29 protein-coding genes are annotated in these 25,249 nt (G+C 52.4%); 28 read left to right on the top strand and 1 reads right to left on the bottom strand.

The annotated features are described in order from the left end of the window. Window positions 1-10: 10 nt before the first annotated feature. The 18 genes from flgC to flgA all read left to right on the top strand — a co-directional run bounded on the left by flgC (window position 11) and on the right by flgA (window position 15,095). Window positions 11-433: a flagellar basal body rod protein FlgC gene (gene flgC, locus VFA_RS08620; protein ID WP_004726329.1), complete on the top strand. Its 423-nt coding sequence runs from the start codon at window positions 11-13 to the stop codon at window positions 431-433. Further along, window positions 434-1,138, top strand: a complete 705-nt coding sequence (locus VFA_RS08615) for a flagellar hook capping FlgD N-terminal domain-containing protein (RefSeq protein WP_004726327.1) — start codon at window positions 434-436, stop codon at window positions 1,136-1,138. It begins immediately after the preceding gene. Further along, entirely contained in the window at window positions 1,135-2,328 is a 1,194-nt protein-coding gene (gene flgE, locus VFA_RS08610; RefSeq protein ID WP_004726326.1) for a flagellar hook protein FlgE, read from the top strand. Before VFA_RS08615 ends, flgE begins: the two co-directional genes overlap by 4 nt. Before the next feature lie 2 nt (window positions 2,329-2,330). After that, window positions 2,331-3,065, top strand: coding sequence for a flagellar basal body rod protein FlgF (locus VFA_RS08605; protein WP_038151277.1), 735 nt, complete (start codon window positions 2,331-2,333; stop codon window positions 3,063-3,065). Between the two features lie 18 nt (window positions 3,066-3,083). Further along, entirely contained in the window at window positions 3,084-3,869 is a 786-nt protein-coding gene (flgG, locus tag VFA_RS08600) for a flagellar basal-body rod protein FlgG (RefSeq protein ID WP_004726324.1), read from the top strand. Window positions 3,870-3,943: 74 nt separating this feature from the next. Beyond that, a complete protein-coding gene (gene flgH, locus VFA_RS08595) occupies window positions 3,944-4,582 on the top strand; it encodes a flagellar basal body L-ring protein FlgH (RefSeq protein WP_038151450.1) in 639 nt (212 codons plus the stop codon). Beyond that, window positions 4,582-5,703 carry a flagellar basal body P-ring protein FlgI gene (locus tag VFA_RS08590; RefSeq protein ID WP_004726322.1) on the top strand — a complete coding sequence of 374 codons (1,122 nt, stop codon included), beginning with the start codon at window positions 4,582-4,584 and terminating at the stop codon, window positions 5,701-5,703. The genes flgH and VFA_RS08590 overlap by 1 nt, the downstream gene beginning before the upstream one ends. Continuing rightward, window positions 5,703-6,365, top strand: a complete 663-nt coding sequence (locus VFA_RS24000; protein WP_232281697.1) for a rod-binding protein — start codon at window positions 5,703-5,705, stop codon at window positions 6,363-6,365. Before VFA_RS08590 ends, VFA_RS24000 begins: the two co-directional genes overlap by 1 nt. Before the next feature lie 3 nt (window positions 6,366-6,368). Next, on the top strand, window positions 6,369-7,739 hold the full coding sequence (flgK, locus tag VFA_RS08580) for a flagellar hook-associated protein FlgK (RefSeq protein WP_004726319.1): 1,371 nt from the start codon (window positions 6,369-6,371) through the stop codon (window positions 7,737-7,739). Between the two features lie 14 nt (window positions 7,740-7,753). Then, a complete protein-coding gene (locus VFA_RS08575) occupies window positions 7,754-8,644 on the top strand; it encodes a flagellin N-terminal helical domain-containing protein (protein WP_004726318.1) in 891 nt (296 codons plus the stop codon). A 5-nt stretch (window positions 8,645-8,649) separates the two neighbouring features. Beyond that, the gene (locus tag VFA_RS08570; RefSeq protein WP_231623419.1) at window positions 8,650-9,483 is read left to right on the top strand and encodes an OmpA family protein; all 834 of its coding nucleotides are present in this window, start codon (window positions 8,650-8,652) and stop codon (window positions 9,481-9,483) included. A gap of 29 nt (window positions 9,484-9,512) precedes the next feature. Then, window positions 9,513-9,863 (top strand): flagellar hook-basal body complex protein FliE, encoded by a 351-nt coding sequence (locus VFA_RS08565; RefSeq protein ID WP_004726316.1) that lies wholly within the window; start codon window positions 9,513-9,515, stop codon window positions 9,861-9,863. A gap of 22 nt (window positions 9,864-9,885) precedes the next feature. Next, window positions 9,886-11,592 (top strand): flagellar basal-body MS-ring/collar protein FliF, encoded by a 1,707-nt coding sequence (fliF, locus tag VFA_RS08560; protein ID WP_004726315.1) that lies wholly within the window; start codon window positions 9,886-9,888, stop codon window positions 11,590-11,592. After that, entirely contained in the window at window positions 11,589-12,608 is a 1,020-nt protein-coding gene (locus tag VFA_RS08555; protein ID WP_004726314.1) for a FliG C-terminal domain-containing protein, read from the top strand. Before fliF ends, VFA_RS08555 begins: the two co-directional genes overlap by 4 nt. A 10-nt stretch (window positions 12,609-12,618) precedes the next feature. Continuing rightward, complete coding sequence (locus tag VFA_RS08550; protein WP_004726313.1) at window positions 12,619-13,641, top strand: hypothetical protein; 1,023 nt, start codon at window positions 12,619-12,621, stop codon at window positions 13,639-13,641. A gap of 65 nt (window positions 13,642-13,706) precedes the next feature. Next, window positions 13,707-13,982, top strand: a complete 276-nt coding sequence (locus VFA_RS08545) for a flagellar biosynthesis anti-sigma factor FlgM (protein ID WP_004726312.1) — start codon at window positions 13,707-13,709, stop codon at window positions 13,980-13,982. After that, on the top strand, window positions 13,982-14,401 hold the full coding sequence (locus tag VFA_RS08540) for a flagellar export chaperone FlgN (RefSeq protein ID WP_004726311.1): 420 nt from the start codon (window positions 13,982-13,984) through the stop codon (window positions 14,399-14,401). The genes VFA_RS08545 and VFA_RS08540 overlap by 1 nt, the downstream gene beginning before the upstream one ends. Then, the gene (gene flgA, locus VFA_RS08535; RefSeq protein ID WP_004726310.1) at window positions 14,394-15,095 is read left to right on the top strand and encodes a flagellar basal body P-ring formation chaperone FlgA; all 702 of its coding nucleotides are present in this window, start codon (window positions 14,394-14,396) and stop codon (window positions 15,093-15,095) included. Before VFA_RS08540 ends, flgA begins: the two co-directional genes overlap by 8 nt. Window positions 15,096-15,381: 286 nt before the next feature. On the opposite strand, the gene VFA_RS08530 is transcribed toward flgA, so the two are convergent. Continuing rightward, the gene (locus tag VFA_RS08530) at window positions 15,382-17,469 is read right to left on the bottom strand and encodes a flagellar biosynthesis protein FlhA (protein WP_038151275.1); all 2,088 of its coding nucleotides are present in this window, start codon (window positions 17,467-17,469) and stop codon (window positions 15,382-15,384) included. A 311-nt stretch (window positions 17,470-17,780) separates the two neighbouring features. Between VFA_RS08530 and lafA (VFA_RS08525) the strand changes: the two genes are divergently transcribed. The 10 genes from lafA (VFA_RS08525) (at window position 17,781) to VFA_RS08480 (ending at window position 25,249) form a co-directional block, all read left to right on the top strand. Continuing rightward, window positions 17,781-18,620 (top strand): lateral flagellin LafA, encoded by an 840-nt coding sequence (gene lafA / locus VFA_RS08525; protein WP_004726308.1) that lies wholly within the window; start codon window positions 17,781-17,783, stop codon window positions 18,618-18,620. A 252-nt stretch (window positions 18,621-18,872) separates the two neighbouring features. Further along, window positions 18,873-19,802 (top strand): lateral flagellin LafA, encoded by a 930-nt coding sequence (lafA, locus tag VFA_RS08520; RefSeq protein WP_004726307.1) that lies wholly within the window; start codon window positions 18,873-18,875, stop codon window positions 19,800-19,802. A gap of 359 nt (window positions 19,803-20,161) precedes the next feature. Next, window positions 20,162-20,995 carry a lateral flagellin LafA gene (gene lafA / locus VFA_RS08515; RefSeq protein ID WP_004726306.1) on the top strand — a complete coding sequence of 278 codons (834 nt, stop codon included), beginning with the start codon at window positions 20,162-20,164 and terminating at the stop codon, window positions 20,993-20,995. 110 nt (window positions 20,996-21,105) lie between these two features. Then, window positions 21,106-22,428 (top strand): flagellar filament capping protein FliD, encoded by a 1,323-nt coding sequence (gene fliD / locus VFA_RS08510; RefSeq protein WP_004726305.1) that lies wholly within the window; start codon window positions 21,106-21,108, stop codon window positions 22,426-22,428. 16 nt (window positions 22,429-22,444) lie between these two features. Then, complete coding sequence (fliS, locus tag VFA_RS08505) at window positions 22,445-22,834, top strand: flagellar export chaperone FliS (RefSeq protein WP_004726304.1); 390 nt, start codon at window positions 22,445-22,447, stop codon at window positions 22,832-22,834. A gap of 28 nt (window positions 22,835-22,862) precedes the next feature. Further along, the gene (locus VFA_RS08500) at window positions 22,863-23,156 is read left to right on the top strand and encodes a hypothetical protein (protein WP_004726303.1); all 294 of its coding nucleotides are present in this window, start codon (window positions 22,863-22,865) and stop codon (window positions 23,154-23,156) included. Next, the gene (locus tag VFA_RS08495; RefSeq protein WP_038151273.1) at window positions 23,153-23,701 is read left to right on the top strand and encodes a hypothetical protein; all 549 of its coding nucleotides are present in this window, start codon (window positions 23,153-23,155) and stop codon (window positions 23,699-23,701) included. Before VFA_RS08500 ends, VFA_RS08495 begins: the two co-directional genes overlap by 4 nt. 15 nt (window positions 23,702-23,716) lie before the next feature. Continuing rightward, window positions 23,717-24,085 (top strand): flagellar hook-length control protein FliK, encoded by a 369-nt coding sequence (locus tag VFA_RS24200; RefSeq protein WP_004726301.1) that lies wholly within the window; start codon window positions 23,717-23,719, stop codon window positions 24,083-24,085. Between the two features lies 1 nt (window position 24,086). Beyond that, the gene (locus VFA_RS08485) at window positions 24,087-24,554 is read left to right on the top strand and encodes a flagellar basal body-associated FliL family protein (protein ID WP_004726300.1); all 468 of its coding nucleotides are present in this window, start codon (window positions 24,087-24,089) and stop codon (window positions 24,552-24,554) included. Continuing rightward, window positions 24,509-25,249 (top strand): sigma-70 family RNA polymerase sigma factor, encoded by a 741-nt coding sequence (locus tag VFA_RS08480; RefSeq protein ID WP_232281696.1) that lies wholly within the window; start codon window positions 24,509-24,511, stop codon window positions 25,247-25,249. The genes VFA_RS08485 and VFA_RS08480 overlap by 46 nt, the downstream gene beginning before the upstream one ends.

Raw genomic sequence — 25,249 nt, 5'->3', positions numbered from 1 at the left:
AAGAGGCGCTATGTCGTTTAACGGTATTTATGAAACGTCGGGGTCGGCCATGATGGCTCAGACGATTCGGCTCAACACGATCTCCAGTAACTTGGCCAACGCAGATTCTGTTGCGTCGAACCCGAATGATGTCTACAAGCCGCTCAAGCCGGTGTTTACGTCGGTGTTTAATTCGCTGTCGGCGCAGTCTGCATCCGGCTCGGTGCCCGTGCGCATCGCCGATGTAATCGAAGTGTCGGGCATGTCAGAAAGTCGCTATGAACCGGGTCACCCTTTGGCGAACAACGAAGGTTACGTGTACCACTCGGGCATCAACGTTGTGAATGAAATGGCCGACATGATGTCTTCCACACGCAGCTTTGAAGCCAACGTGGAAGTGCTCAATAACGTGAAATCAATGCAACAGTCATTGATGCGAATCTGGGAGCTCTAAATGGCAACGACTTCAGTCGTCGCGGGAGTGGATACGCGTGTGACGGTGCAGTCTGCATCGACCAAAACCACCACCAATGCAAACAGTACGAGCTCTTTATACAACGAATTCATCACCTTAATGGTGGCGCAGGTGCAAAACCAAGATCCGTTGAACCCCACCGATGGCACGCAATACGTCACGCAACTGGCGCAGTTTGCGCAGGTGCAAAGCACGGACAACATGGTGTCGATCCTCAACAACAACGCGATCATGATGGACAACTTGCAAGTGCTGACTACGGCAGGCTTGGTGGGGCAGAGCGTGTCTGTCAGAACCGATACGCTGCACGCCGATGGCGAGGGCACTTACAACGGCTCCATTGAGCTGACGTCATCCTCCAACACGGTGACGCTGGAGCTGGTGGATGAAGCGGGCAATGTCACGCGTATTCCACTGGGCGCTCAGCCAGAAGGCAAAGTGGATTTCTCGATTGATGCCGAAAAGCTGGGCTTGAAAGGCAAATACGAGATGACCGTGGTGGTTGATGAGGGTCAGAACTACAAGCCTGCGATCACTTTGGAAGGCACAGTACAGAAAGTCACGGTGCCTTCAACCGGCGGCGCGAGTGTGCTCACCATTCATGGTGTCGGTGACATTCCATTTTATGAAATTTCCTCTTTTGGCAAGAAAAGCGAAGAGACTAATCAAGAGAATGATGTATGAGTTTTAACATCGCCCTGAGTGGCTTAAATGCATCGAATCAGGAACTGAATACGATTTCGAACAACATTGCGAACGTATCCACGACTGGATTCAAAGAATCACGCACGGAATTTGGTTCGGTATACAACGGCCAGCAAGCTGGCGGTGTGCAGGTGATGGGCATTAGCCAGAACTTCGAAGCGACCGGATCCATGTCGGCCACTGGACGCTCACTGGACATGGCGCTGACGGGTTCAGGCTTTTTTGTCGTGCAAGATAAAAACGGCCAACTGAGTTACACCCGTTCGGGCGTGTTTGGCCTCGATTCACAAGGCAACGTGATTTCCAATACTGGCGGCAGTCTGCAAGGCTACACCGTGGATGGCAACAACAACTTGTTGGCAGGCTCCATGGGGCCGCTCAAGGTGGACATGTCGTCTCTAGAAGCGAAAGCGACCAATAAAGTCGACTTCGCCGCCAACCTCGACGACCGTGTGGATGCGATTGATACCAAGGAGAATCCGTTTGACCCGAAGAATGTGGATTCGTACAACAACTCGTACACCACACCGGTCTACGATTCCAAAGGGAACGAACACACCTTGACGCAGTACTTCGTCAAAACGGGTGACAACACGTGGGAAATTCACTCCATTGTCGATGGTGACACCAGTACCTTGACGACTACGCCAGCGACATTCGACTCCAAGGGCAACTTGACCTCAGCAACGGCGTACACCATCAGCGCGTCAGCAGCGGGTGCCGATACCCTGAACATCACCGTTGACATGACGAACCTGAGCCAATATGGCAGTGATTTTGTCGTCTCAAAGAACAATCCAAACGGTTATACCTCCGGCAGTTTCACCGACATTCGTGTGGAAGCCAACGGCATGGTGTACGCCACTTACAGCAACGGTCAGTCGCTGCTGCAAGGGCAATTGGTGCTGGCGAACTTCAACGCGCCACAAGAATTGATGCAAACCAGCAACACCGCTTGGACGCAGACTTACGGCTCTGGTCAGCCGGTGTATGGCATTCCAGGCTCTGGCCAGTTTGGTGAATTGGCCTCGGGTGTGCTGGAAGGCTCAAACGTCGACCTCACGTCTGAACTGGTGCATTTGATGAGCGCGCAGCGCAACTATCAAGCGAACACCAAAACCATTACCACAGCGGATCAATTGATGATGTCGCTGTTTAACGCGGTTTAATCATGAATCCGATTCTATTCACGGCCGCGAAAGGTGCGGAGCGAGTCATGTTGGCTCAGGAAGTGCGCGCCAATAACCTTGCACATGCCAACACCGTCGGTTTCAAGTCGTTGATGGAACACTCTGATGCGATGGCGGTGGCAGGCTCGGGATTTCAATCCTCGGTCACCACGCGAACCAACTCGGCGTCCACCAATTTTACCCCCGGCGCAGAAGTACGTACTGGGCGCGATCTGGATGTACAGATCCCCGGGCGCGGTTTCTTTTCCGTGGCAGGCCAAGCGGGTGAGCCAGAAGAACTCTACAGCCGCGCGGGCAACTTTCGCTTAAGCAGTGACGGTTTATTGCTGCTGGGCGATCGCCAAGTGCTGGGCGAAGACGGTCCGATTGAAGTGCCGGAATTTCAGGCCATCAACATCGCCAGCGATGGTGCCATCAGCATCACGCCACCAGGGGGCGGCGCAGAAATGCAAATTGGTCTGCTCAAGCTCGTCAACCCGGAATATGCCGAGATGACGCTGCACACCTCCGGCCTGTTTGTGCCAAAGCAGGGTGAGACGTTGGCGTTTGATCCCGAGGTAGCGGTGCGTTCGGGCTACCTAGAAGGCAGTAACGTATCAAGCCTTGATGAGCTGGTGAGCATGATGGCGCTGACCCGCCAATATGAGATGCAGGTGAAAGCCATGGCGTCGGCCAGTGAAATAGAAAAAATGGGCAATCAACTGCTGAGAGCCTAAATCAATGAGATGTGACGTATGCATAACGCATTAATGATTTCCAAAACCGGCATGGCGGCGCAGGACGCCAAAATGACGGCAATTTCCAACAACTTGGCCAACGTGAATACCGTTGGCTTTAAGCGCGATCGCGTGGTGTTTGAAGACTTGTTCTATTCGGTCGAGAAGCAGGCCGGTACGGGCACCAACGATTTAAATATACACCCGACCGGCGTACAGCTTGGCAATGGTGTGCGAGTGGCGGGCACAGAAAAAGTGTTCACGCAGGGCAACATCAACAACACCAGCCAGCAGTTTGATTTGGCGATCGTCGGCGACGGTTTCTTCCAAATCGAAGGCCCGGAAGGGGAAGTGTTGTATACCCGCAACGGTCAGTTTCATCTGAACGCGGATGGCGCCATCGTCAACACGCAAGGTTACCTGCTGCAACCGGAAATCAACGTGCCGGATAACGCCACGTTGGTAACGATTACTGAGGATGGTCAGGTGTCGGCGGTGGTTTCAGGCCAAGTCGAGCCAGAGCAATTGGGTGAAATCACACTGGTGAAGTTCATGAACCCATCGGGTCTGACGGCGAAAGGTGCCAACCTGCTGGCGGAAACCGAAGCGTCGGGTGAAGCGATGGAACTGGTGGCTGGCACCGATGGCGCGGGCGTGATCAAACAAGGCGCGCTGGAAACCTCGAACGTACAAGTGGTGGAAGAGATGGTCGATATGATCTCCACACAGCGCGCGTATGAGATGAGTGCCAAAATGGTCAGCGCCGCCGACCAGATGCTGCAATACATCGCCAATAACACATGATGCGTAGCGTGAACGTGATGGCGAGCGCTTGGCGGCGATTTAACCAGCGGTACGTGGTACTGGCGCTGGTGAGCATGACGTTGGTGGGGTGCGCGGGGCGCACCTCTGACTTCGTGCCGCCCTGTCCGGATGATGCGGATTTCGCGCCGCCGGAAATCAACTACGACGTGGCGCGCGTGAGCAAAGGCAGCCTCTACACGGGCAATGCCGCCATGACGCTGTTTCAGGATCGCCGTGCCTACCGCGTTGGCGATATTTTGACCGTGTTGCTGAATGAAAAAACCGAGTCAGACAAAAGCGCCACCACCAAATATGGCAAGAACTCCAACGCGTCACTCAATGTGCCAACCTTGGGCACGCATGTGTTCGATAACCTGTCCGCCAGTGCCAGCGGCAACCGCGACTTTGCTGGCAGCGCTGCCTCGAAACAGGGCAATAGCCTGAGTGGTTCGATCACCGTGACCGTGTATCAAGTGTTGCCCAACGGCGTGCTGCGAGTGCGCGGCGAAAAATGGCTCAAGCTCAATCAGGGCGATGAATTCATTCGTTTGACGGGCAACGTCAGGGCCAGTGACATCAGTGCCGATAACACGCTGTCGTCCCAACGCATTGCCGACGCGCGCATTACTTACGCGGGTCGTGGCAGCTTTGCCGATACCAACACGGCGGGCTGGTTAACCCAGTTCTTCAATTCACCATGGATGCCATTCTGATGCGAAACCAACGTTTTTTTGCCTGGCTTTTGGGCGTGTTGTGCGTGGCGGTGAGTCCGCTGAGCTGGGCGGTACCGATTTCGCACATCACCGATGTGTATGGCGATCGCCACAACCAGTTGATTGGCTACGGCGTCGTGGTCGGGCTGGATGGCACCGGCGATAAATCGCAGGTGAAATTCACCCAGCAATCGATCGTCAACATGGTGCAGCAGTTTGGCGTTCAGCTACAAGAAAGCGGCAAGCCGAAACTGAAAAACGTCGCAGCCGTGAGTGTGACGGCGACAGTGGATGCACACAAAGGTCCGGGGCAAACGCTGGATGTGACGGTGGCGTCAATCGGCGATGCCAAAAGTTTACGCGGCGGCACGCTGCTGATCACCGAGCTGCGCGGCATTGATGGCAACGTTTATGCGGTGGCGCAAGGACATTTGGTGGTGGGCGGATTTCGCATCGACGCCAATGACGGCTCCAGCGTGACACACAATACGCCGACCGTGGCGCGCATTCCCAACGGCGCAACTGTCGAAGTGCCGTTCACCCAAGGCGTCGACGAAGAGCCGATGGTGATGCTGCAACTGAAGCGACCGAACTACCAAACCGCGCTCAATATTTCCAAAGCCATTAACCGCACGTTTGGGCGTGGCGTGGCCAAAGTGATCAACAAAGGCACGGTAGAAATTGCCGCGCCGCTCGACAGTGAAGATCGCTCGATGTTTTTGTCGATGGTTGAAACGCTGGATGTGGATATTGGCGCCGAGCCGCCACGCATCGTGTTTAACTCTAGAACCGGCACCGTGGTGATGAGCCAAGGCGTGACGGTGGGGCAGGCGATTGTGTCGCAAGGCGGTTTAACCGTTCGCATTCAAGAGAACAAACTGGTGTCACAACCCAACAGCAGCGGTTCGATCAATGCACCGGGCCAGACAACCGTGATTGCCGATTCCAACATCAACATTGAGGAAGTGAACAACGGCGCCATGGTGTGGCCGGAAGGCACGCAACTGCAGGATATCGTGGATGCAATCAACCACATTGGCGCCTCGCCGATGACCTTGATGCAGATTCTGCAGGCGCTGGACGAAGTGGGTGCCATCAATGCCAATTTGGTGGTGATCTGATGTTTGCTGATTTTCTACGTATCTTTGGTATCGAGTCGGCGTCGAAACCAGAATTAACTGACGCGCCGGTGCGATCCAACCCGATACAGTGGGTGGCGGAGCAATGTTATGTTCCGCTTCATTCTGATTCATTGGCGTCAACGCCGTCTACGGCGGCGCCGAACGTGAGTGCGGCACATCGGCCAGCGCCGAGTGACACTTTCGCGATCAGCACTTCCGCGAGTAACACTCCCGCAGCGAACACTGTCTCACCAGAAACCGGCGCCACAGCCGATATGGCGTGGCAGCAGCTGGCAGCGTTTGACGATGTGGCGGCGGTGGCATCACGCCTTGAGGGGAAATTGGTGGCAGGCCAAAACAACGCGTTCTATCTCGATCCGCAGGCGTTGGCCTCCATCAAGTATGACGCGGACCAAGATGCCGCGCTGCGCGAAGTGTCGCGTCAGTTTGAAGCGCTGTTTGTTCAAGAGCTGTTCAAACGCATGCGCTCGGCAACTGAAGCGCTGGGCGATGAAGAGAACCCCCTGTCCAACAATTCAAACTCGATGTTTCAGAGCATGTTAGATAACCAACTGGCGATGTCGGTCACGCAGCAACGCTCGTTTGGCCTTGCAGAGATGCTCTACCAACAACTCTCAGGCCAGCACATGAGGAATGTATAACCCATGAGTATGTACAATATTGCTTTATCCGGCGCCATGGCCAACCAGGTGGCCATGAATGTGACGGCGCAAAACACCGCCAACATCAACTCGGCAGGCTATAGCCGCAAAGTGGTCGATCAAAGTGCGGTGATTTACGGCAATGCCGGCCCCAATAGTGCGGGTAGCGGCGTGTCGGTGACCAGCATTCGCCGCGTGTCAGACCAAGCGGCGGTCGAGCGTCTGCGCTCAGCCAACACAGAGCTGCAACACCATCTGGCGTTCATGTCGGGCATGAAAAACATCGAAAGCGTGCTGGGGATGGAAGGCCTCAACGTTAGCTTAGGGCTGAACGACTTTTTTGCCGCGTTGGAAGAATCCACCCTAAGCCCCGAATCTTTGGTGTATCGCACCCAAGTGCTGGCGAATGCCAAGAGCTTGAGCGCCCGTTTCAACGGCACCATGAATCAACTGTCCAACCATCTGAATACCGCGATTCAGCAGCAATCGACCACGTTGACGCAGGTGAACAGCCAACTGCAAAACGTGGCGACGCTCAATGAGCAGATCCGTTTGGCGAGCGCCAAAGGGCACGACATTTCAGCCTATCAAGACGCCCTCGATACCGAGCTGAGCTTGGTGTCTCAATCGATGGGGATCAACGTGCTCTACAACCAAGATGGCACCGTTGAGCTGGCAACGCAGTCAGGCCAACCGCTGGTGGTGGGCTCGCATGTGGCGCAATTGTCCGTTGATACGTCTTCAGGCGACAAATACAGCACAGAGATCACCGTCCGTTTTAATGGCGAGTCGTTTGCGTTTAAAGATCCCAAAGGCGGCGAGCTGGGCGCGATCGACACACTCAAAAATGAGCAGTATCTGCCGATCATGGCGCAGCTTAATGATATGGCGGCTGGGTTTGCCGATGCCGTGAATGCGCTGCTGATGACGGGGACTGATCTCAATGGCAATCCGGGTCAGCCGCTCTTTACCTACGATCCGGCTAATCCGGCGTCGACCTTGTCGGTGTCCAACATCACGGCGGCTGAGCTGGCGTTTTCATCCAATGGCAGCGTGGGCAATGCCGACATTGCGACCGAGCTGGCAAAGCTTGCCAATCAACCGATCGATATCAACGGTGAACAAGTGAACATCTACGACGTGTACGCGCAAATGCTCGGCACGGTCGGCGTGGTGTCGCAAAAAGCGCAAGGCGATTACAAAGCGGCGATGATCGGCTTGACCGAAGCGCAATCGGCGCGCGACAGCATCAGCGCGGTCAGCTCCAATGAAGAAGCGGCCAACCTGATGATGTACATGAACGCCTATTCGGCCAACATGAAAGTGATTGCGACCGCCAATCAAATGTTCGACACCGTTCTGAATTCGTTTTAATCAGGAATATTTTTATGCGAGTCACTGATACTCAGTTCAATTCAATGATGAGCCGCGCGATGATGGACAACAATGTCAGCATCAACAAAGTGGCCGAACAGATCGCAACCGGAAATAAAATCAATCATTTATCTGATGATCCGATTGCGTCATACAAGTTACAAGGGCTGGAGAAAACCATCGCCAGCGCGTTGCAATCCCAGAAAAACATCGCCAGTGTGCAGTCGGGGTATGCGCAGTACGAAACCTACATGACCAGTTTCAACGACGTGGCCATGGACGTATCGGATCTGCTGCTGCAAGCACAAAACAGCACCCTCGACCCAGAGGCGATGGCAGGCATCGTCACCGAACTGGAAGCGTTGAAAAACGAAGCGTTGTCGCTGCTGAATAAGCAAAGTGATGGCGTGTATCTGTTCTCCGGCACCGATGTGAACACGCCGGCGATTGAAACCACGCCGCCTTATGCGTTTTTAGGAAACGATGAGCAGCGTTTTACCAAAGTCGATGCCGACACCACCATCGCCAACAACGTGACCGCGCAGGACATGCTTGCGGGCAGCAGTGAATTTTTCAATGCCATTGATGCTGCGATTGCGGAAATCAAAAATCCGACCGGCGATTACACCCAAACATTAGCGTCCGCGATTGATGTGGCCCAGTCCACGCAGCGCGATGTGATGAACTCGGTGGCCGTGCTGGGCGCCAATGACAGCACGCTGGATCGCATGCTGCAAAATAGCATTGACACCGAACACTACGCGACCACGCTGCACAGCAGCATTCAAGAGCTGGATTACGTGGAAGCCTCGGTGCGACTGGAACAAAGCATGCTGACGCTCAAAGCGGCGCAGTCCACGTTCATGACGGTCATGAACAGCCCAACGCTGTTTGATTTAATGTAACGCCGATGACCTCTCGTTCTCTTGTGATAGCAGCACTGTCGAGTGCTGCCTTTTGTGTTGGTGCTGCCGATTATGTGGTGCCGTTTGACGAGATTCAGTGGCACGGCAAAAAAGCCGATGATGGCTGCGAACTCACGGTGGAAGACCGCTATTCTGGTGTCAACGTGCGGTTTGAAAGCGCAGGCGGGAAGCCGCTCGCGCTGTCGCTGTCTGGGCGCAGCGTTGCGTCATTTAATCAGGGGCTGATTGTGCAAAGTGAGATGCCTCGATGGGGCAGCCACGACTACGAAGAAACCTTGGTGAATGAGTTTACGCGCACGCCTAAGCTCATCACCGTGGCGCAAGGTGCAGACTTTATCTACCGCGACATTGTCGCTGGCGCGTGGCTGACGGTGCGTGACGATTTTCACAGCGTCACTTTTCCCACCGTGAACATGCGTCCGGCGTTGGATGCATTTCAGACCTGTACCAGTGCATTGCCCCCGATCAGTTATCGCCAAGCGAAGACCACCATCTTCAATTTCCAATCAGGCGTTCTGGCGCTGACCCAAAACCAGCGCAGCCAATTGGAAGCCATCAGCGAATTGGTGCTGTTTGATCCGAAAATCAAAACCGTGCGCATCACCGGCCATAGCGACAGTCATGGCGATACGGTGGTGAACCTGAGCGTGTCCCGTCGCCGCGCGGACGATGTTGCCTATTGGATGATGATGGCGGGCGTGCCCACCGAGATGATGGAAATTCGCGGGCAGGGCGGGCGCTACCCGGTGGCCAACAATGCAACCGAAGAGGGGCGATTGGCCAACCGACGCGTTGAAATTGAATTGGTCAGACGTTAATGACCGCTTTACTCAGCAGGAGATAAACCATGGAATTCCCCGCAATCAGTCCACTTGAGCACGCGATGCTCGAGCGTTTGAACAGCAGCCGCGTGATCACCAACCCGACGTTTGAGTCGGTGAACGCGGTTTCCGGTAACCACGTAGGAAAAGACTCAGATCTGCGTGTCGGCAGCACATTCAAGCAAATCTTTGATACTGTTGACGCCCACCAAAAACTGGCAGAAGCCAAAATTACGGCAGTCGAGCTGGGCCAAAGCGATGATTTGATTGGTGCCACGGTAGCCGCGCAGAAAGCGCAGCTATCGTTTTCGGCGTTGATGCAAGTTCGGAACAAGATGGTTTCGAACTTCAATGACATCATAAAGATGCAAATTTAGAACAAGATATAGGCATTAATATATGGCGAATGAAAAAGAGGTGACGATCGTGACCTCTGCCACTTCTGGCAAGTTGCAAGCTGCATTGGAGAACGCGAAATCGTTCTGGAGCAGTTCTCAACGCAACGTTGTCATTATTACCATTTTCTCAATGATCTCAGCCGCGATCATTGTGATTATGCTTTGGGCATCGTCAGAAGATTATCGTCCGCTTTACAGTAACTCTTCCAACTATGACTCCAGCCAAGTGCTGCAACTGCTCGATCAATCTGGCCTGAAATATGAGCTGAATAAAGACAGCGGGCAGATCATGGTGCCAGCCAAAGATGTGGCCACCACGCGCATGATGCTGGCAGCGAAAGGCTTGAAGCAGCAACTGCCAAGCGGTTTTGACGCTTTGGAAAGTAAAGGCGCGCTGGGCGAAAGTCAGTTCATGGAATCGGCGCGCTATCGCCATGCCTTAGAAGGCGAGCTGGCTCGCAGTATCGTCACCATGGAGTCCATTGCGTTGGCCCGGGTGCATTTGGCGATTCCGAAAACCTCGCTGTTCAAACGCAAAGACCAAGAACAAGCACAAGCTTCGGTGATGGTCCAACTGATTGACGGTATGGATCTTAAATCGGCGCAGGTCACATCGATTGTGAACTTGGTGTCTGGTGCGATCATCGGTTTGAAACCGGAAAACGTCCGTGTGATTGACCAATACGGAAGATTGCTGTCCAAAGATGGGTCGATGGGTGACATCAGCCATTCGGGCGATCGCCAAAACGATTTTCGCCGCACGCTGGAAACCCGTTTGGTGAGCCAAGCGTCGGACATGCTGACGCCGATTCTAGGCGCGGCGAACTTCCGCGTTCAAGTGGCTGCCAAAGTTGATTTCTCGAAACGTCAGGAAACGGAAGAGAGTTACGGCGCGCCAGTGATGCGCTCAGAAACCATCTTCAATGACGAAAATTCGGGTTCAATGGCACTCGGTATTCCGGGCGCGTTGAGCAATACGCCACCGGTGACCGACGGGGACACCAATGCGACGCCGGAATCGCGCAATGTGCGCAATGAAGCCAAACGCGAGTACGCCGTGGGCGGGCGCGTGGTGCACGTGCAGCATCAACAAGGTGTGCTGGAGAAACTGACCATTTCCGTCATCGTCAATGAACACAGCGCCACGTCAGAAGGTTGGTCGGATGAGAGCCTTGCGCGCATCACCAACGTGATTCAAAACGCAGTCGGGTACGACGCGGTGCGCGGCGATCAGATCTACGTGTCCAGTTTCCCGTTTGTGGTGTCGGCGATGAAAGAAGTCGAACCGCTGGCTTGGTATAAAGACCCAAGCGTGTTCCAAGCGGCGAAATATGGATTTGGTGTCTTGATGTCGGTGCTGCTGATTGTGTTGGTGCTGCGTCCGTTGGCGCAGTTCCTGACCAAGCCAGACAATGACGAGAGCAGCGATGCGAAAGCGCTGAACGAGCTGTCGGCTGAGAGTGCGATGGGCACTGCGGGCGATGAAGCGCTGTTGGCAAGCCAAGCGGGTCAAGCGCCGTCGTTGCCAAACCACAGCCCGCAAGAGCTGGATACGTTGTCGTTGGATGCGGCTGGCATTAAAGCGCTGCACGATACCTTGCCGGAATCGGACAGCCCGCTGGAAATCCAAATTCAGCATCTCAAAACCATTGCTCAGAATGATCCACAACGAGTGACCGAAATTCTAAGAACTTGGATGAACGCATGAACAGTACTCCCAATCCACCGTTGAACGTCTACCAAAATGTTGAAGGGGTCGCCTTGCTGATCCTCACATTGGGGGAAGACATCAGTGCGGAAGTTCTGAAAGGATTCTCTCACGATGAGATCAAAAAGCTCGCCCATGCGATGAGCAAGATGAAAGACATCAAAGCGGATGACGCCTTGAAGTCAATCATCGGCTTTTTTGATGATTTTCGTAAACACTCCGGGATCATCGGCGGCACGCGCCAATACCTGACCAACGTGTTGGAAAAAACCCTAAACGGGAACTTGGCAAAAGACTTGGTTTCTGAGATTTACGGCGATGAAATTCGCTCTTACGCGGAGCAACTGGTGTGGATTCCGGCCGATATTTTGGCTGACGATTTGCGCAAAGAGCACATCATGATGCAAGCGCTGCTCATCGCCCATTTGCCGGTCGATTACACGGCGAAGGTGTTGGAGCAATACAGCATTGATGAATGCAACGAGCTGATTTATCAAATCACCAAAACGCAGGTGCTTACCGCGGCCATCGCTGAAACCCTGAAAGATTTGATTCAACGCTGCAAAGATCACTACAACAATGGCGCGCCACAAACCCTTAAAGGGACCAAAGTGGTGGCCGACATTATCAACCGCTTCCAAGGCGATAAAACGTCGATCTTTGCGTACCTGACCGAGCGCGATGAAAAAACCGCGACGGAAATTCAAGAAGCGATGTTTGATTTCTACACCCTGTTTACGCAAAGCTCGGAGACCATCGATGTCATCAACAATGAGGTGACGACCGAGCAATGGGCGATGGCGATGAAAGGCTTGCCGGATGAGAACCGCCAGGTCATTTTCAGCACCATGCCAACCCGATTGGCGACGCAATTGCGCGAAAACATTGAGCGCTCAGGCGCGGTGCCAGTCAGCCAAGTGGAAGGCGCCAGAAAAGAAATTCTGGAGATTGTTCGTCGCTTGCAAAAAGAGGGCACGATTCAACTCAGTTTGTCCAATGAACTGCGTTTGACGTAAGGGGGCGCGCGTGAAATCGGGGTCTATCGACCGTTCTGCCGGGCGCTTGCGCGGGGCGCACGCCGCTCATGTTGCCAGTGCGCGCACAGAGCAAACACAAAAAACCGCGTCGGTGCAGTCGGTTCAACTGACGCAGCAACTTTCGCGTCAGGCGCTCAATCGATTGAAAGAGCGTCCACGACTTATCGCTGAACTGGCGGACTCGCATCGCGCGGTCAGCAGTTTGATGTTGGCGGCCGAGCTGCTCAAGCGCATCGCGAAAGCGTCGATCAGCATTCGCAATCTGGTGCGTGCTGGCGACTACACGCCGGAGCGGTTTAACCAAATTGATGTGCACAAACGTGACATCGCCTCGGCGGTGAACACGCAGTTGTTTGGCCGCTACATTCTCGATTCGTCGTTTGCGCCGTGCACCGAAACGGGCGCTGACATTGAGTTTCAGGTGCCGGGGTTGGATTTGGTGCGTGAACGCCTGACAAATGAGATCGTGACGCTGTACATCAACAACAAAATGATTCCACTCGCCTTTGATCGCGTAGCCAGTGATCACGCGCTATTTCAGCAATTTGCGTTGACGTTTGGCTTTGCCCGCATGCGGCTGCGTTTAGACGACCACAACAAGCTGGTGGTCGCGATGCCCGATGCGCAGTGGCGGTTGTGGGATTTGCAGGCGTATATCTCCGGCCAAGGCGGCCGCTATCCGCAGGATGTGCCAATTACCGTCGCGGTACAGTCTGAACAGGCGACCGTCGAGCGCATCACCATGGTGGATGTGCATGCAGCCGATGCGCTAAGTGCGATAGAGAGCGTGGTTGAGCGGGTCAATGCCATGCATCAGCATTGCAAAGCGGTGTTGGATGCGCAGCGTTTTCGCTCCGAGAAAATGCTTGAATTTTGCCACTCGGCGGCCGAAGACTTAGGACAGACGATCAAAACGCTGTTTGCACAGGATCAACGCGCCGCGATGAACAGCATTCATCGCCACTACGTGGGCCCAAACCGAGAAAATGTCGTTTCGTTGATAAAAAAGTGAAATGAATTTAAAAAAGTCGTCGTAATGTAACTGTGTCGCAGTGACCGATACATCAGGATAACGTAATGAAAATTGATGCCAGCAACGCCTACTTCTCTGTTCAGCAAACCCAAGCCAAAGCGGTGAATGACAGCCCATCGACCCTGTCGAAACCGGCGTCAAGCCCAGAAGTGGCGGTGAGCACGCATGAACAAACGCTGATTGCAGAAGGCAGTGCAAAACTCAAGGCATTGGAGACAAACCGCGCGGTTGATGTCGCCAGCATTCGTCAACAGATGCTCAATGGCGAGATCAACTTCGACATGAGGGAGTTGGCTAACGCGTTAGTGAACTCAAACTGATGGATAATAAACAACGGTTTAAACTGTACTACCAAAAAACGGTAGAAAGTGCGCGTTTGGCGCGCCAGTTGTCAGAACAGCTGGATTTGATTCGCCAATACAGCCTGAAATTTGACCACGACAACGTGACCGCATGCAACCAACAAGCGGCGATCGTCAGTGACGCGATTGCGCAGTTGCATCAAGAACGCAAAGCGCTGGCGGTTCAGCTCGGGTGTACCCAACGCCGGTATGCCGCCGAGCTGGTGCATCGCGTGGGCGGCCCGACCGGCGAGAAACTCAAAGCCGCATCGGATGCATTGCACGATGCCATTGCGGCCTGCCAAGACAAGGCAGAGCGCCACATCCAACTGATGGTGCAGCAGCAACACATCGTCCAGCAGGCAACCGAATCACTCAGGATTCAGGTGCATGCGTAATCGCGCGTTCTGTGCGTTGGCGGTGGGCGTGTTGAGCCTGCAGCCGTTCACCTCAAGTCGCGCGCAAACGATAAGTGCGGCCACGCAAATCGAATCCTACCTGACGTCTGTCATCGAAACTGCTCTTTATGGGCAGTTTTCTGCGTTTGAAAACCCGAAAATCAACATTCGCCTCGCACCTGCCGCGCAGCACCTTGCGCCGTGCGCGACCTCGCTCCATGCTGATAAAAAATCCCCCGACGTACTGGGCACGGAATCTTGGTGGGTATCGTGTCCGACACAGTGGAAAATCAAAGCCACCAGTGTGAGCAGCATTGATATTGAAGCGCTGACGGCCACGCGCCCGTTGAAAAAAGGCCATCGCCTGCAAGGGGAGGATGTGGCGCCAAGCCGGGTGACGCTCAGCAGCAAAAGCGCGGTCTATCGTGAGCGTGAGCAGGTCATCGGCAGCAAATTGCGGCGTCCCATTCGCGCATCTCATCTCATCACCAGTGCCCATTTAGAGCAAAATTATGTGGTGTTGCAGGGGCATAGTGTGACCTTGCGTTACCGCACCGCAGGCTTCACCTTAGAGACGGTCGCGACGGCAGAAAGCAACGGGTTGATTGGCGACACCATTTGGGTTCGCAGCCGCGATTCTGGCCGATTGTTGTCGGTGAAAGTGGTGGGTGATGGGGAAGTGGAACAGTTTTAAGCTCGCGGTTTCGGCATGGTGAACTCTAGGCGTCAGTTAAATCTGATTGTCGCGCCAAGCGGTTGCTGCACCTGACACCAAGGCATATCATCTCCTCCGCTATTGGTATTCGATGTTACTGATAAGTGTATCCCCTAACATTCACAGTGAATGTGCTTGTTTTTTGCCTAAGAGGTTTTCTCTTAGGCTTTTTTTTGCGTTGAATTTGAGGCGGTGGCAGGGCGGGAGGATGAGCGGTGCGAATCGCACAAAGGCAGGCCTCACGATGTGACGTGAGGCCTGAAAATCAGGAATCAATTTGACCCAGTGGGGTGATTTGGTAGTCGTTCGGGATTTCATTGAACGACAACACAATCAATCCTTTGGCGAAGGTGTGCGCCAATTTGCTCAGGATGGGCCTTGCCAGCGGCGTGACCAACAACACCGGTGTCATGCCTTGTGTTTGCATGGTCTGCATGATCGACGGCATTTTATTTTGGAACGTTTGCAGGATCTCAGCGGCGAGCGGAATGCCATCCAGCGGCGCATTCGGATCGCTTTGCTGCGTTAACGTGATCGCCGCTTTGATCTCTTGCTCCATTTTACTGCCGATGGTGAAGGCATGAATGGCGCGTGAGTTGGGTGCGACCAAACCGGCAATGGTGCGTTTCAATGCAACTCGAATATTGGAAGCCAGCAAAATCGGGTCTTTGATCTTATCGGCGCTTTCAATCAAGGTGTTGGCGATGGTGCGCACGTTGATGATGGGCACCTGTTCTGCCAAGAGCTTGCGAATCACCATCATCTGTAAGTTGGGGGTGATGGTGGTCGACAACGTCTCCGCTAGCTCCGGATGGTGGTACGCCAGTCGTTCATTCAGCGCTTTCACATCATCATAGTTAAAAATGCCTTCCAAATGTTCGGCGCACACTTTGCTCACATGTGTGGCAATGACGTCGTGAATATCAATCACCTGAAAGCCCATGTTGATGGCTTTGCTTTTGTGATCTTTGTGAACCCATAAGGCGGGCAAGCGATAGGCTGGATCCACCCCGATGGTGCCATCAATATTGGCTGCCGTGACGCCGGGGCCAACCACCATCAACATGTCGGGATAGACATCGCCACGTTCGATTTCGTCGCCATCAATATAAATGGCGTATTCCGATGGTTTCAGCGCCAAGTCGTCTCGGACCACCACTTCGGGGATCAAAAATCCAATCTGCTCGCTGAGGGTTTTACGACAGCCGCGAATGCTTTTCAGCAAGGCGTTTTGCTCTTGTTTGGTGACCAAAGGCACCAACTTAAATCCAAGGCGCAGTGCGATGGTGTCCACGCTTGGGATCAGCGACCAATCTAAGGGCTGATCTTTGTAGGAGATTTGCTCCATCGGCGCTTCAATTGGGGCGGCTTCATCGCTTGGTGTGGTGTCGCGTTTGCTCTGGCGCCACGCCACAAATCCCACCACACAGCTAAAGCTGTAGAAGGCGAGATGTGGCATGTTGGGCACGCTACCAATGATGAACATCACGGCAGACGTCATGTACAAAATTGACGGCGTGGCCAGAATTTGTCGATGCACGGTTTGGGCGATGTCGTTGTCGTTGTCGCTAATGCGCGTCACGATGATCGCGGCCGAGGTTGCCAGCAGCAGCGACGGAATTTGCGCAACCAGACCGTCACCAATGGTCAGCAGCGCGTAGGTTTGAAATGCGTCTCCAAAGGGCAATTGGTGCTCAAACATCCCGATCATCACACCGCCCGCTAAGTTGATGAACAAAACCAGCAAGCCGGCGACCGCATCGCCGCGCACGAACTTACTGGCACCGTCCATCGCACCGTAGAATTCGGCCTCGTCGCCCACTTCTTTGCGGCGGGTACGTGCTTGTTCTTGCGTAATGTTGCCTGAGTTGAGATCGGCATCGATCGCCATCTGTTTTCCTGGCAAGGCATCCAGCGTAAAGCGCGCCGACACTTCTGAGATCCGTTCGCCACCTTTGGTGATCACGACAAAGTTGATGATCATCAGAATGACAAACACCACGATACCGACCACATAGCTGCCGCCAATCACCACTTCACCAAACGACTGAATTACTTTACCGGCGGCGTCGCCCCCGTTGTGACCTTCCAGCAGGACGATACGTGTTGATGCAACGTTGAGGGTTAAACGCAGCAAGGTGGCAATCAGCAAGAGCGACGGAAAAACGGAGAAGTCCAGCACGCGCTTGACCGTGCTACTGACCAGCAGCACCACAATGGCGAGCATGATGTTAAAGGTGAAAAAGGCATCCAGCAGAATTGCGGGCAATGGCAGGATCACCATTGCTAATACCATCAGGAGAACAACTGGAATGGCCAGTTTGGAATTGAATATCTTCAAACCCTTTATCATTGCGTGCGGTCTTCATTGTTACGTGATACCGGGTGATGCTTATGATTCATCAGCCGGATTAAGAGGGCGCTATTTTAGAGCCAACTTGAATAATCACGCATAGGAATAGTCTGATAGCGATGTGGAAAAACACTACATATTTTCAGTGGGGATGGGAGGGTTATTTTGCATTTAAATACAATGAGTTATAAGTAATTTCAAAATTATTGAAATGGAAATTTTTGTGTTGTCGTAAAGCAGAGTTGAAGACGCGAGCGTATCGCATCACTAATTTTGACTCACAATGTGAGTGGACAACAAGGAACTTGATTATGGCCATTTCTCTACACACGAACTACGCCAACCTGGTGACACAAAACAACCTGAACTCAGTGAACAAAGCGCTGACCACCTCGATGGAGCGTTTGTCGACCGGTCTGCGCATTAACTCTGCAGCGGATGATGCCGCGGGCCTGCAAATTGCTAACCGTCTGGAAGCGCAATCACGCGGCATGTCAGTCGGTATGCGCAACTCACAAGACGCCATCTCGATGATGCAAACTGCCGAAGGTTCGATGGATGAAATGACCAACATGGCGTACCGCATGAAAGATTTGGCCACGCAAGCGGCGAACGGCACCAACAGCGATGAAGATATCGCCGCGATGCAGTCAGAATTCAGTGCGCTGGCTGGACAACTAGAAAAAATGCAAACCAGCACTAGCTTTGGTGGCAAGCAACTTCTGGGTTCTACTGGGGCTTTTGGGGCGGGTGATGTTACGTTTCAAATTGGTTCTTCATCAGCCGATACCTTGACAGTGAATGTTGCAACTGAACTTGCTGATCTTGAAACTGCTGTAGGTGATTTCCAGGCTGCTGACCTGCTGAGTACAAATGCAGCAACAACCATGGATGCATTGGATTCCTTTATCGGTGAGTTGGGTGCCGCGCGTTCTGCATTCGGTGCGCAAATCAATAACCTAGAGCACAACATCAACAACCTCGCCAACATGGTGGAAAACGTAGATGCTTCAAAAGGTCGCATCATGGACACCGACTTTGCCAAAGAGTCTGGCGTGATGTCGAAAAACCAAATGTTGATGCAAGCAGGCGCGCAAATGCTGAGTGCAACCAAGATGATGCCACAGCTGGCGATGTCGATGCTGGGTTAATCTCAACACCACTTTTTCAAGGCGAGCATGGGCTCGCCTTTTTGCTATCGAATGCTGGTGCGGATGGCGTGAGCGCGTGTGGTGTCGATGGGGCGTGTATCCACGCCAACCTCAAAAAAAAAAAAAACGAAAAAAAATTCAATGTCCGTGAAATAAATTCTTCAGTGTTGCCGTAAAGCATGGTTGAAACCCATAGCCTCGCACCATGGTGTCGACGATAACGACGGGGTGCGAATAACAAGGAACTCTAAAATGGCAATTTCTTTACACACTAACTACGCCAACCTGGTGACACAAAACAACCTGAACTCAGTGAACAAAGCGCTGACCACCTCGATGGAGCGTTTGTCGACCGGTCTGCGCATTAACTCTGCAGCGGATGATGCGGCGGGCCTGCAAATTGCTAACCGTCTGGAAGCGCAATCACGCGGCATGTCAGTCGGTATGCGCAATTCACAAGACGCCATCTCGATGATGCAAACTGCTGAAGGCTCCATGGACGAAATGACCAACATGGCGTACCGCATGAAAGACCTCGCCACGCAAGCGGCGAACGGCACCAACAGCGATGAAGATCTGGCGGCGATGCAGTCGGAATTCAGCGCGCTGGCTGGACAATTACACAAAATGCAAACCAGCACCAGCTTTGGTGGCAAGCAACTTCTGGGGGCAGATGGCGCTTTTGGGAACGAAAATGGCATTACCTTCCAAATTGGTGCTGGTTCGGGCGATGTGTTAGACGTGAACGTTTCTGCGTCGATGAATAAGTTGGAAAAGGCCGTCGGAGCCTTTGTAGGCATTAATGTGCCTGATATTGGCGGCGGTGACGAAGATGGAGAGGGTGAAGGTGAAGGAAGCACCCGCACTAGCGGAACGTCACCTGCACCGATGAGCATTGCGACTGATGCTAAAGGGGCGATGGAAGCTCTGGATAGCTTTATCGGTGATCTCGGTGCCGCGCGTTCAGCATTCGGTGCACAAATCAATAACCTAGAGCACAACATCAACAACCTCGCCAACATGGTGGAAAACGTGGATGCTTCAAAAGGTCGCATCATGGACACCGACTTTGCCAAAGAGTCTGGCGTGATGTCGAAAAACCAAATGCTGATGCAAGCAGGCGCGCAAATGCTGAGTGCAACCAAGATGATGCCACAGCTGGCGATGTCGATGCTGGGTTAATCTCAACACCACTTTTTCAAGGCGAGCATGGGCTCGCCTTTTTTATGTGCTCAACCTCGTGCGCATCTTCCTCGGGCGTACACGTTTTTTCCTGTGTCATGACGGGCGGGGCATTGTGCGCTTTGGGGTCAAATGCGTGTCAGACGATTCTGCTATCGCGTAATGATTGACTACATCGTTTGAGTGGCATGAATGAGCTAATGATGATTTTATTTGCAATAAAAACAGTAGGTTATAAATATTTTCGAAATGAGTGAAATAGAATGTGCCAAGTTGCCGTAAAGCCTGATTAGACACGCGATAACATCGCACACTGATTTTTAGCTCACGATAATGAGCGGCTAACAAGGAACTTGATTATGGCCATTTCTTTACACACGAACTACGCCAACCTGGTGACACAAAACAACCTGAACTCGGTGAACAAAGCGCTGACCACCTCGATGGAGCGTTTGTCGACGGGTCTACGCATTAACTCTGCAGCAGATGATGCGGCAGGCCTGCAAATTGCTAACCGTCTGGAAGCGCAGTCGCGCGGCATGTCAGTGGGGATGCGTAACTCACAAGACGCTATCTCGATGATGCAAACTGCTGAAGGCTCCATGGACGAAATGACCAACATGGCGTACCGCATGAAAGATTTGGCCACGCAAGCGGCGAACGGCACCAACAGTGCTGAAGATATCGCAGCGATGCAGTCAGAATTCGACGCGCTGGCTGGCCAACTGGGCAAAATGCAAACCAGCACCAACTTTGGTGGTCAACAGTTGCTGGGAGAAGACGGGTCTTTTTCCGATAAGGTCACATTCCAAATTGGTTCGAGCTCAACTGATGTTCTAGAGGTTGATGTATCCGAATCCCTTGAAGCGTTGTCTGAGTCTATTACCGGCTTTGCTTCGGTAACATTGGGTACAGATTCTGGCGAGATTATGGGCGATCTAGATTCATTTATCGGCGAGTTGGGTTCAGCGCGTTCTGCATTCGGTGCACAAATCAATAACCTAGAGCACAACATCAACAACCTCGCCAACATGGTGGAAAACGTGGATGCCTCGAAGGGCCGCATCATGGACACCGACTTTGCTAAAGAGTCTGGCGTGATGTCGAAAAACCAAATGCTGATGCAAGCAGGCGCGCAAATGCTGAGTGCAACCAAGATGATGCCACAGCTGGCGATGTCAATGTTGGGCTAATTCCTACAAACGCTTCAGTCGGGGCGGGCGTTTGCCCGCCCTTTTTTCATCATATTATGTATTAGTGAAACCGTCTGATCAGGCGGCGATTTATGGGGTAAGGAATATAAATGTACATTGATGCAGCCAGTATGGCGTCTCAAATGGCGATTTACGATGTCTCGCCAGCGGAAACGCGCTACAACAGCCGATTGAAGATTTTTCAAAACCAATCGTCGATGCTGAGCAAAATTACCTCGTCCATGAGCAGTTTGGATTCGGTGATCTACAAGTTCACCAAACCCGGCGCATCGTTTGTGCAAAACACGACCTCGTTGTCGTCGGAAGACCATGTCAACGTGACCACGTCGGGCAATGCCAGCAGCGTCAACATGGATCTCTACGTGGAACAGTTGGCGTCATCCCATCAGGTGGTGGTGAACACGTCGGCAATGAACGTCAATGACGAATTCTCACCGGCCACGGGCAGTATCGAAGTGCAGCATGGCGGCGAGACCATCACGATTCAACTCGCGGATGCAGAAAGTAACGGTGATGGCACGGTGTCGTATCAAGAGTTCATCAGCCATTTTAACCGCGTGATGGACGGCCGAGTGACGGCGACCATGGTGCGCTCGGGGAACGAAATGAAGATGCTGTTTACCTCGAATGAGACCGGTCAAGACAACCAATTTCAGATTTCCGCCTCCGATGACTCTGGGCTAAGCGACGCATTTTCCACGGCGAATGATAACCCGATCAAAACCGGCACCGACGCGATTGTGTGGCTGGGGGATTACGGCAGCGGCGTTCAACTGACGAACAGTTCCAACACGTTTGAAAACATCGTGAATGGTGTTGATGTGGAACTGAAAAAGGCCCACGAAATGGGCGGTATCGCCACCAACATCACCGTGGGGCCAGACGCTGATGCCACCATGACGTTGCTCAAAGAGTTTGTCACCGCTTACAACGACATGATGTCAGTGATTGCCGAGGCGACCAAATCGAGCGGTGAGAGCAGTGAACGCGGCGTGTTTTCCACCGACTCGTCGTTCAAGAGCCTCGAACAACAACTGAAAGGCCTCATGCGGGACAGCTACAACGGCGTCAGCTTGAGTGAGGTGGGGCTCTCATTAGACAAATCGGGCAAATTGGAGCTCGATGAAGACAAGTTTCGTGAAGCGTCCAAGAGTGTGGACATGGAACAAGTGTTCCGTGCCGAGGGCGGCCTATTCACTACCTTGCAAAAGTCCGTCAATGACTATACCGACTTTGCCGACGGTTCGTTGACACGCAAGAAAGAAACCATTGAGTTGCAACAAAAACGCATCAATGAGGCGTTGGACAAGCTCGAAGATAAATACCAGGTCATCTACTCACGCTACCTGGCGCAATACACTCGTTTGAACTCCATCATGGCCTCGATGGATTCAATCAACACGTTATTTTAATTCGTAGGAATATTTGATGTTACTGGGTAATCAACAACAGATGGCGTACAGCAATGTACAAGTCCAGGCAAATGCCTCTGTCTCGAACAGCTTTGAATTAATTTTCATGCTGCATGAGCGCTTGGATCAAGAAATCGATGTGATGATTTTTGCGATTGAAAACCATGATCTGGAAAAAAAGTCGCTGGCGGCTCAAAAAGCGATCGATATTCTTACCGCTCTGGATTCATCACTGGATCTCAATAATTCCAATGAGCTGATTAACAATATTCATAATTTATATGAATACAGCATTCGCGAAATATTTAAGGCCTCTAAAGATCTGGATGTCAGTTATTTATTGGAATTAAAACAACCATTGGCTGACCTCAAAGAAGGCTGGCAAGGTTTGATGAATCAGCAATAGGCATTCACTCAGCAATAAGAACTTACTCATGAATGAACACGAACTGGCTCGGTTGATTGCGATTTATCAGAAAGCCGTGACAACCCACAATATTGATGCGATCGAAAGAATTGTTCAGTTGCTGCCGGAAAAAATTCATGCCATCGACCGCAGTCATCCGAACCATCAAAAACTGCTGATGCAACTGAAATCCGTCCATCGCTTGGCGATGGCCACCATCAAAAAAGACATCGCCGTTTTACATTCACAACTTCATGACGCTGAACACAATAAAGTGAGGGATCTCGCTTACAAGAAGACGCAGTTAAATCAGACCCTATGAACGCCAGCATAACACTTTCCAAATTCAACCCGACGGACGCCAAAACGAGTGTGTCGGCCACGATCACGCCGGGCTTTCAGGCCGCAGCCAGTGAACTGAGCGCAGATCGCTTTCAGCCATTGATCGACACGGTGTCGACATCAGACATCGCGGATCAGGCTACCCCTGAAACGGTGACGGAGCGTTTAGCCAGCCCCACGATGCCTGACTCGGTGCGCCAAGACAGCGTTCAGAACCTTGCTCTGTCAACGACTGTCCAGCCAAGCTCTGCCCAGTCAACTTCTGAGGCGTTAGGCCCAGAATCGATCCGCGTGTTGTCGCCGCTGGAAACGCAGGCTGCGTCTGTGAGCCATACACGTGCATCAGCCATGCCGATGGTGATGGTGGCGGGCGCGGAGGTTCGAGCTGCGGAGTCATCTGCTCCGACGGTGGAGATGAGTACGTTGCTCCAAACTGCTGCACCCACAGAGCTCAAAGATGCCGCACGCGGCTGGGTGTTTAAGGCTGCGGTGGATAAGCATCTCACTGCCGAACAAATGGGCTAGAAACTGAGCGCATTGGTGGCCGATAAAGTGGCGGTTCAATACAACGCCAAAGCCTCTGCCGCGACCATTCGTTTGGATCCCCCCGATCTGGGCAAGATTGATCTGTTGGTTCGCGTGGATGGGGGGAAAGTGCAGATTCAGGTGCAGGCGTCCTCGCACATGACGCGTGAGTCGTTGCAACTGACGTCCGATCGACTGCGTGACGAACTGCTAAACCAAAACTTTATTGATGTGGATGTGCAAAGTTTTGATGAACACACGCAGCACGATCCGCATCAAGAACTGAACTACAACAACGACCTGATCGTGGCATCTAACCTGGTATCGGAAGAGCAGGAGAAGGCAGACGTGACACAGACTTTGAGCGAGCTTGCGAGAATTTAACATGAAGAAAACTGCAATTACTGTTTTTGCGTCGGTGACCGCGACGTTAGCCATTTTGTTTGGCCTGCGTTACGCGGGGGTGGATGTGGTCGGGTTGTTGAGCGTTGAAAAGCCGCACTCGATTGAACAGGTGATGTTGACTCAGGCACAGCGCATTTCGACCTTATCGGAAACCAACGTTCAGGTGCCCATGCAGGGGCTGATCATTCCGGTCAATACCGGCAGACGACAAAGCCTGCTGATGCTGGATTTCTACCTGTACACGGCAGAAGAAAACGAAAAAATGCTGCGCAAAGAAACGCCGAAAATCAAGAACCTGATCCTCAAAACCTTCAGTGTTAAACCGATCGAGTATTATCGCGACGAAGCGTTTGTGTGGAACATTCAAGAAGATTTGCGTGATCTGTTTAAAGACGAGCGTCAGTGGCGAGTGAACGAAGTGTTGATCACCAAAGCGGTGTATCAATAATGTTTCTCTCCAGACAAGCGTATCAAAAAACGCCCATCAGCAGCGCCACGCAACGCAACGTGTTGGAGCAGCAGGCGTTAGAATCGCATCTGTATTTGATTCAGCGTTCGCTCAATAAATATCGTGGTGTGGTCGATCCGGATACGTTGGACGACTTGCGACAAATTGCCCTGATGGCATTTATTTTGGAGCTGAGAAAGTTTGATCACGTCATCAACGATGATTTCTTAAAATCAGTCACGGTGCGGTTGAAGGGTGCCATTATTGATGAACTTCGCGCGCGTGATTATTTAAGCCGTGAGCAACGCAGTCTCTCGAATAAAATTAAAGACACAGAACGAAAATTCATGGCGAAATATGGGCGTTCGCCAACACAAGCTGATATTTGTTCACAGTTAAATATCTCTTCTGAAGAGTATATGAATGCGATCATCGATCTCACCATGTCGGATGATGTGGAATTATTTGAGTTGGTGAATCACGCAGAGGATTCTCAGAAGGAATTTATTTCCCTTATGCTCGAAAAAGAGCTGAAACAATTAGCACCAAGTATACAAAAAGTCCTCTATTTTATTTATGTGATGGGTCTGAGCACGCAAGAAACAGCGCAGGTTCTCGAGATCAGCGAAATGAAAGTTCACAGAATAAAACACAAAGGAATTGAAATAATACGTTCACGTTTAGGTGGTCATTAA

It is taken from the genome of Vibrio furnissii CIP 102972, assembly GCF_000176175.1.
In the GTDB taxonomy this organism is placed as follows: domain Bacteria; phylum Pseudomonadota; class Gammaproteobacteria; order Enterobacterales; family Vibrionaceae; genus Vibrio; species Vibrio furnissii.
This window is presented reverse-complemented; position numbering and strand designations above follow the sequence as displayed.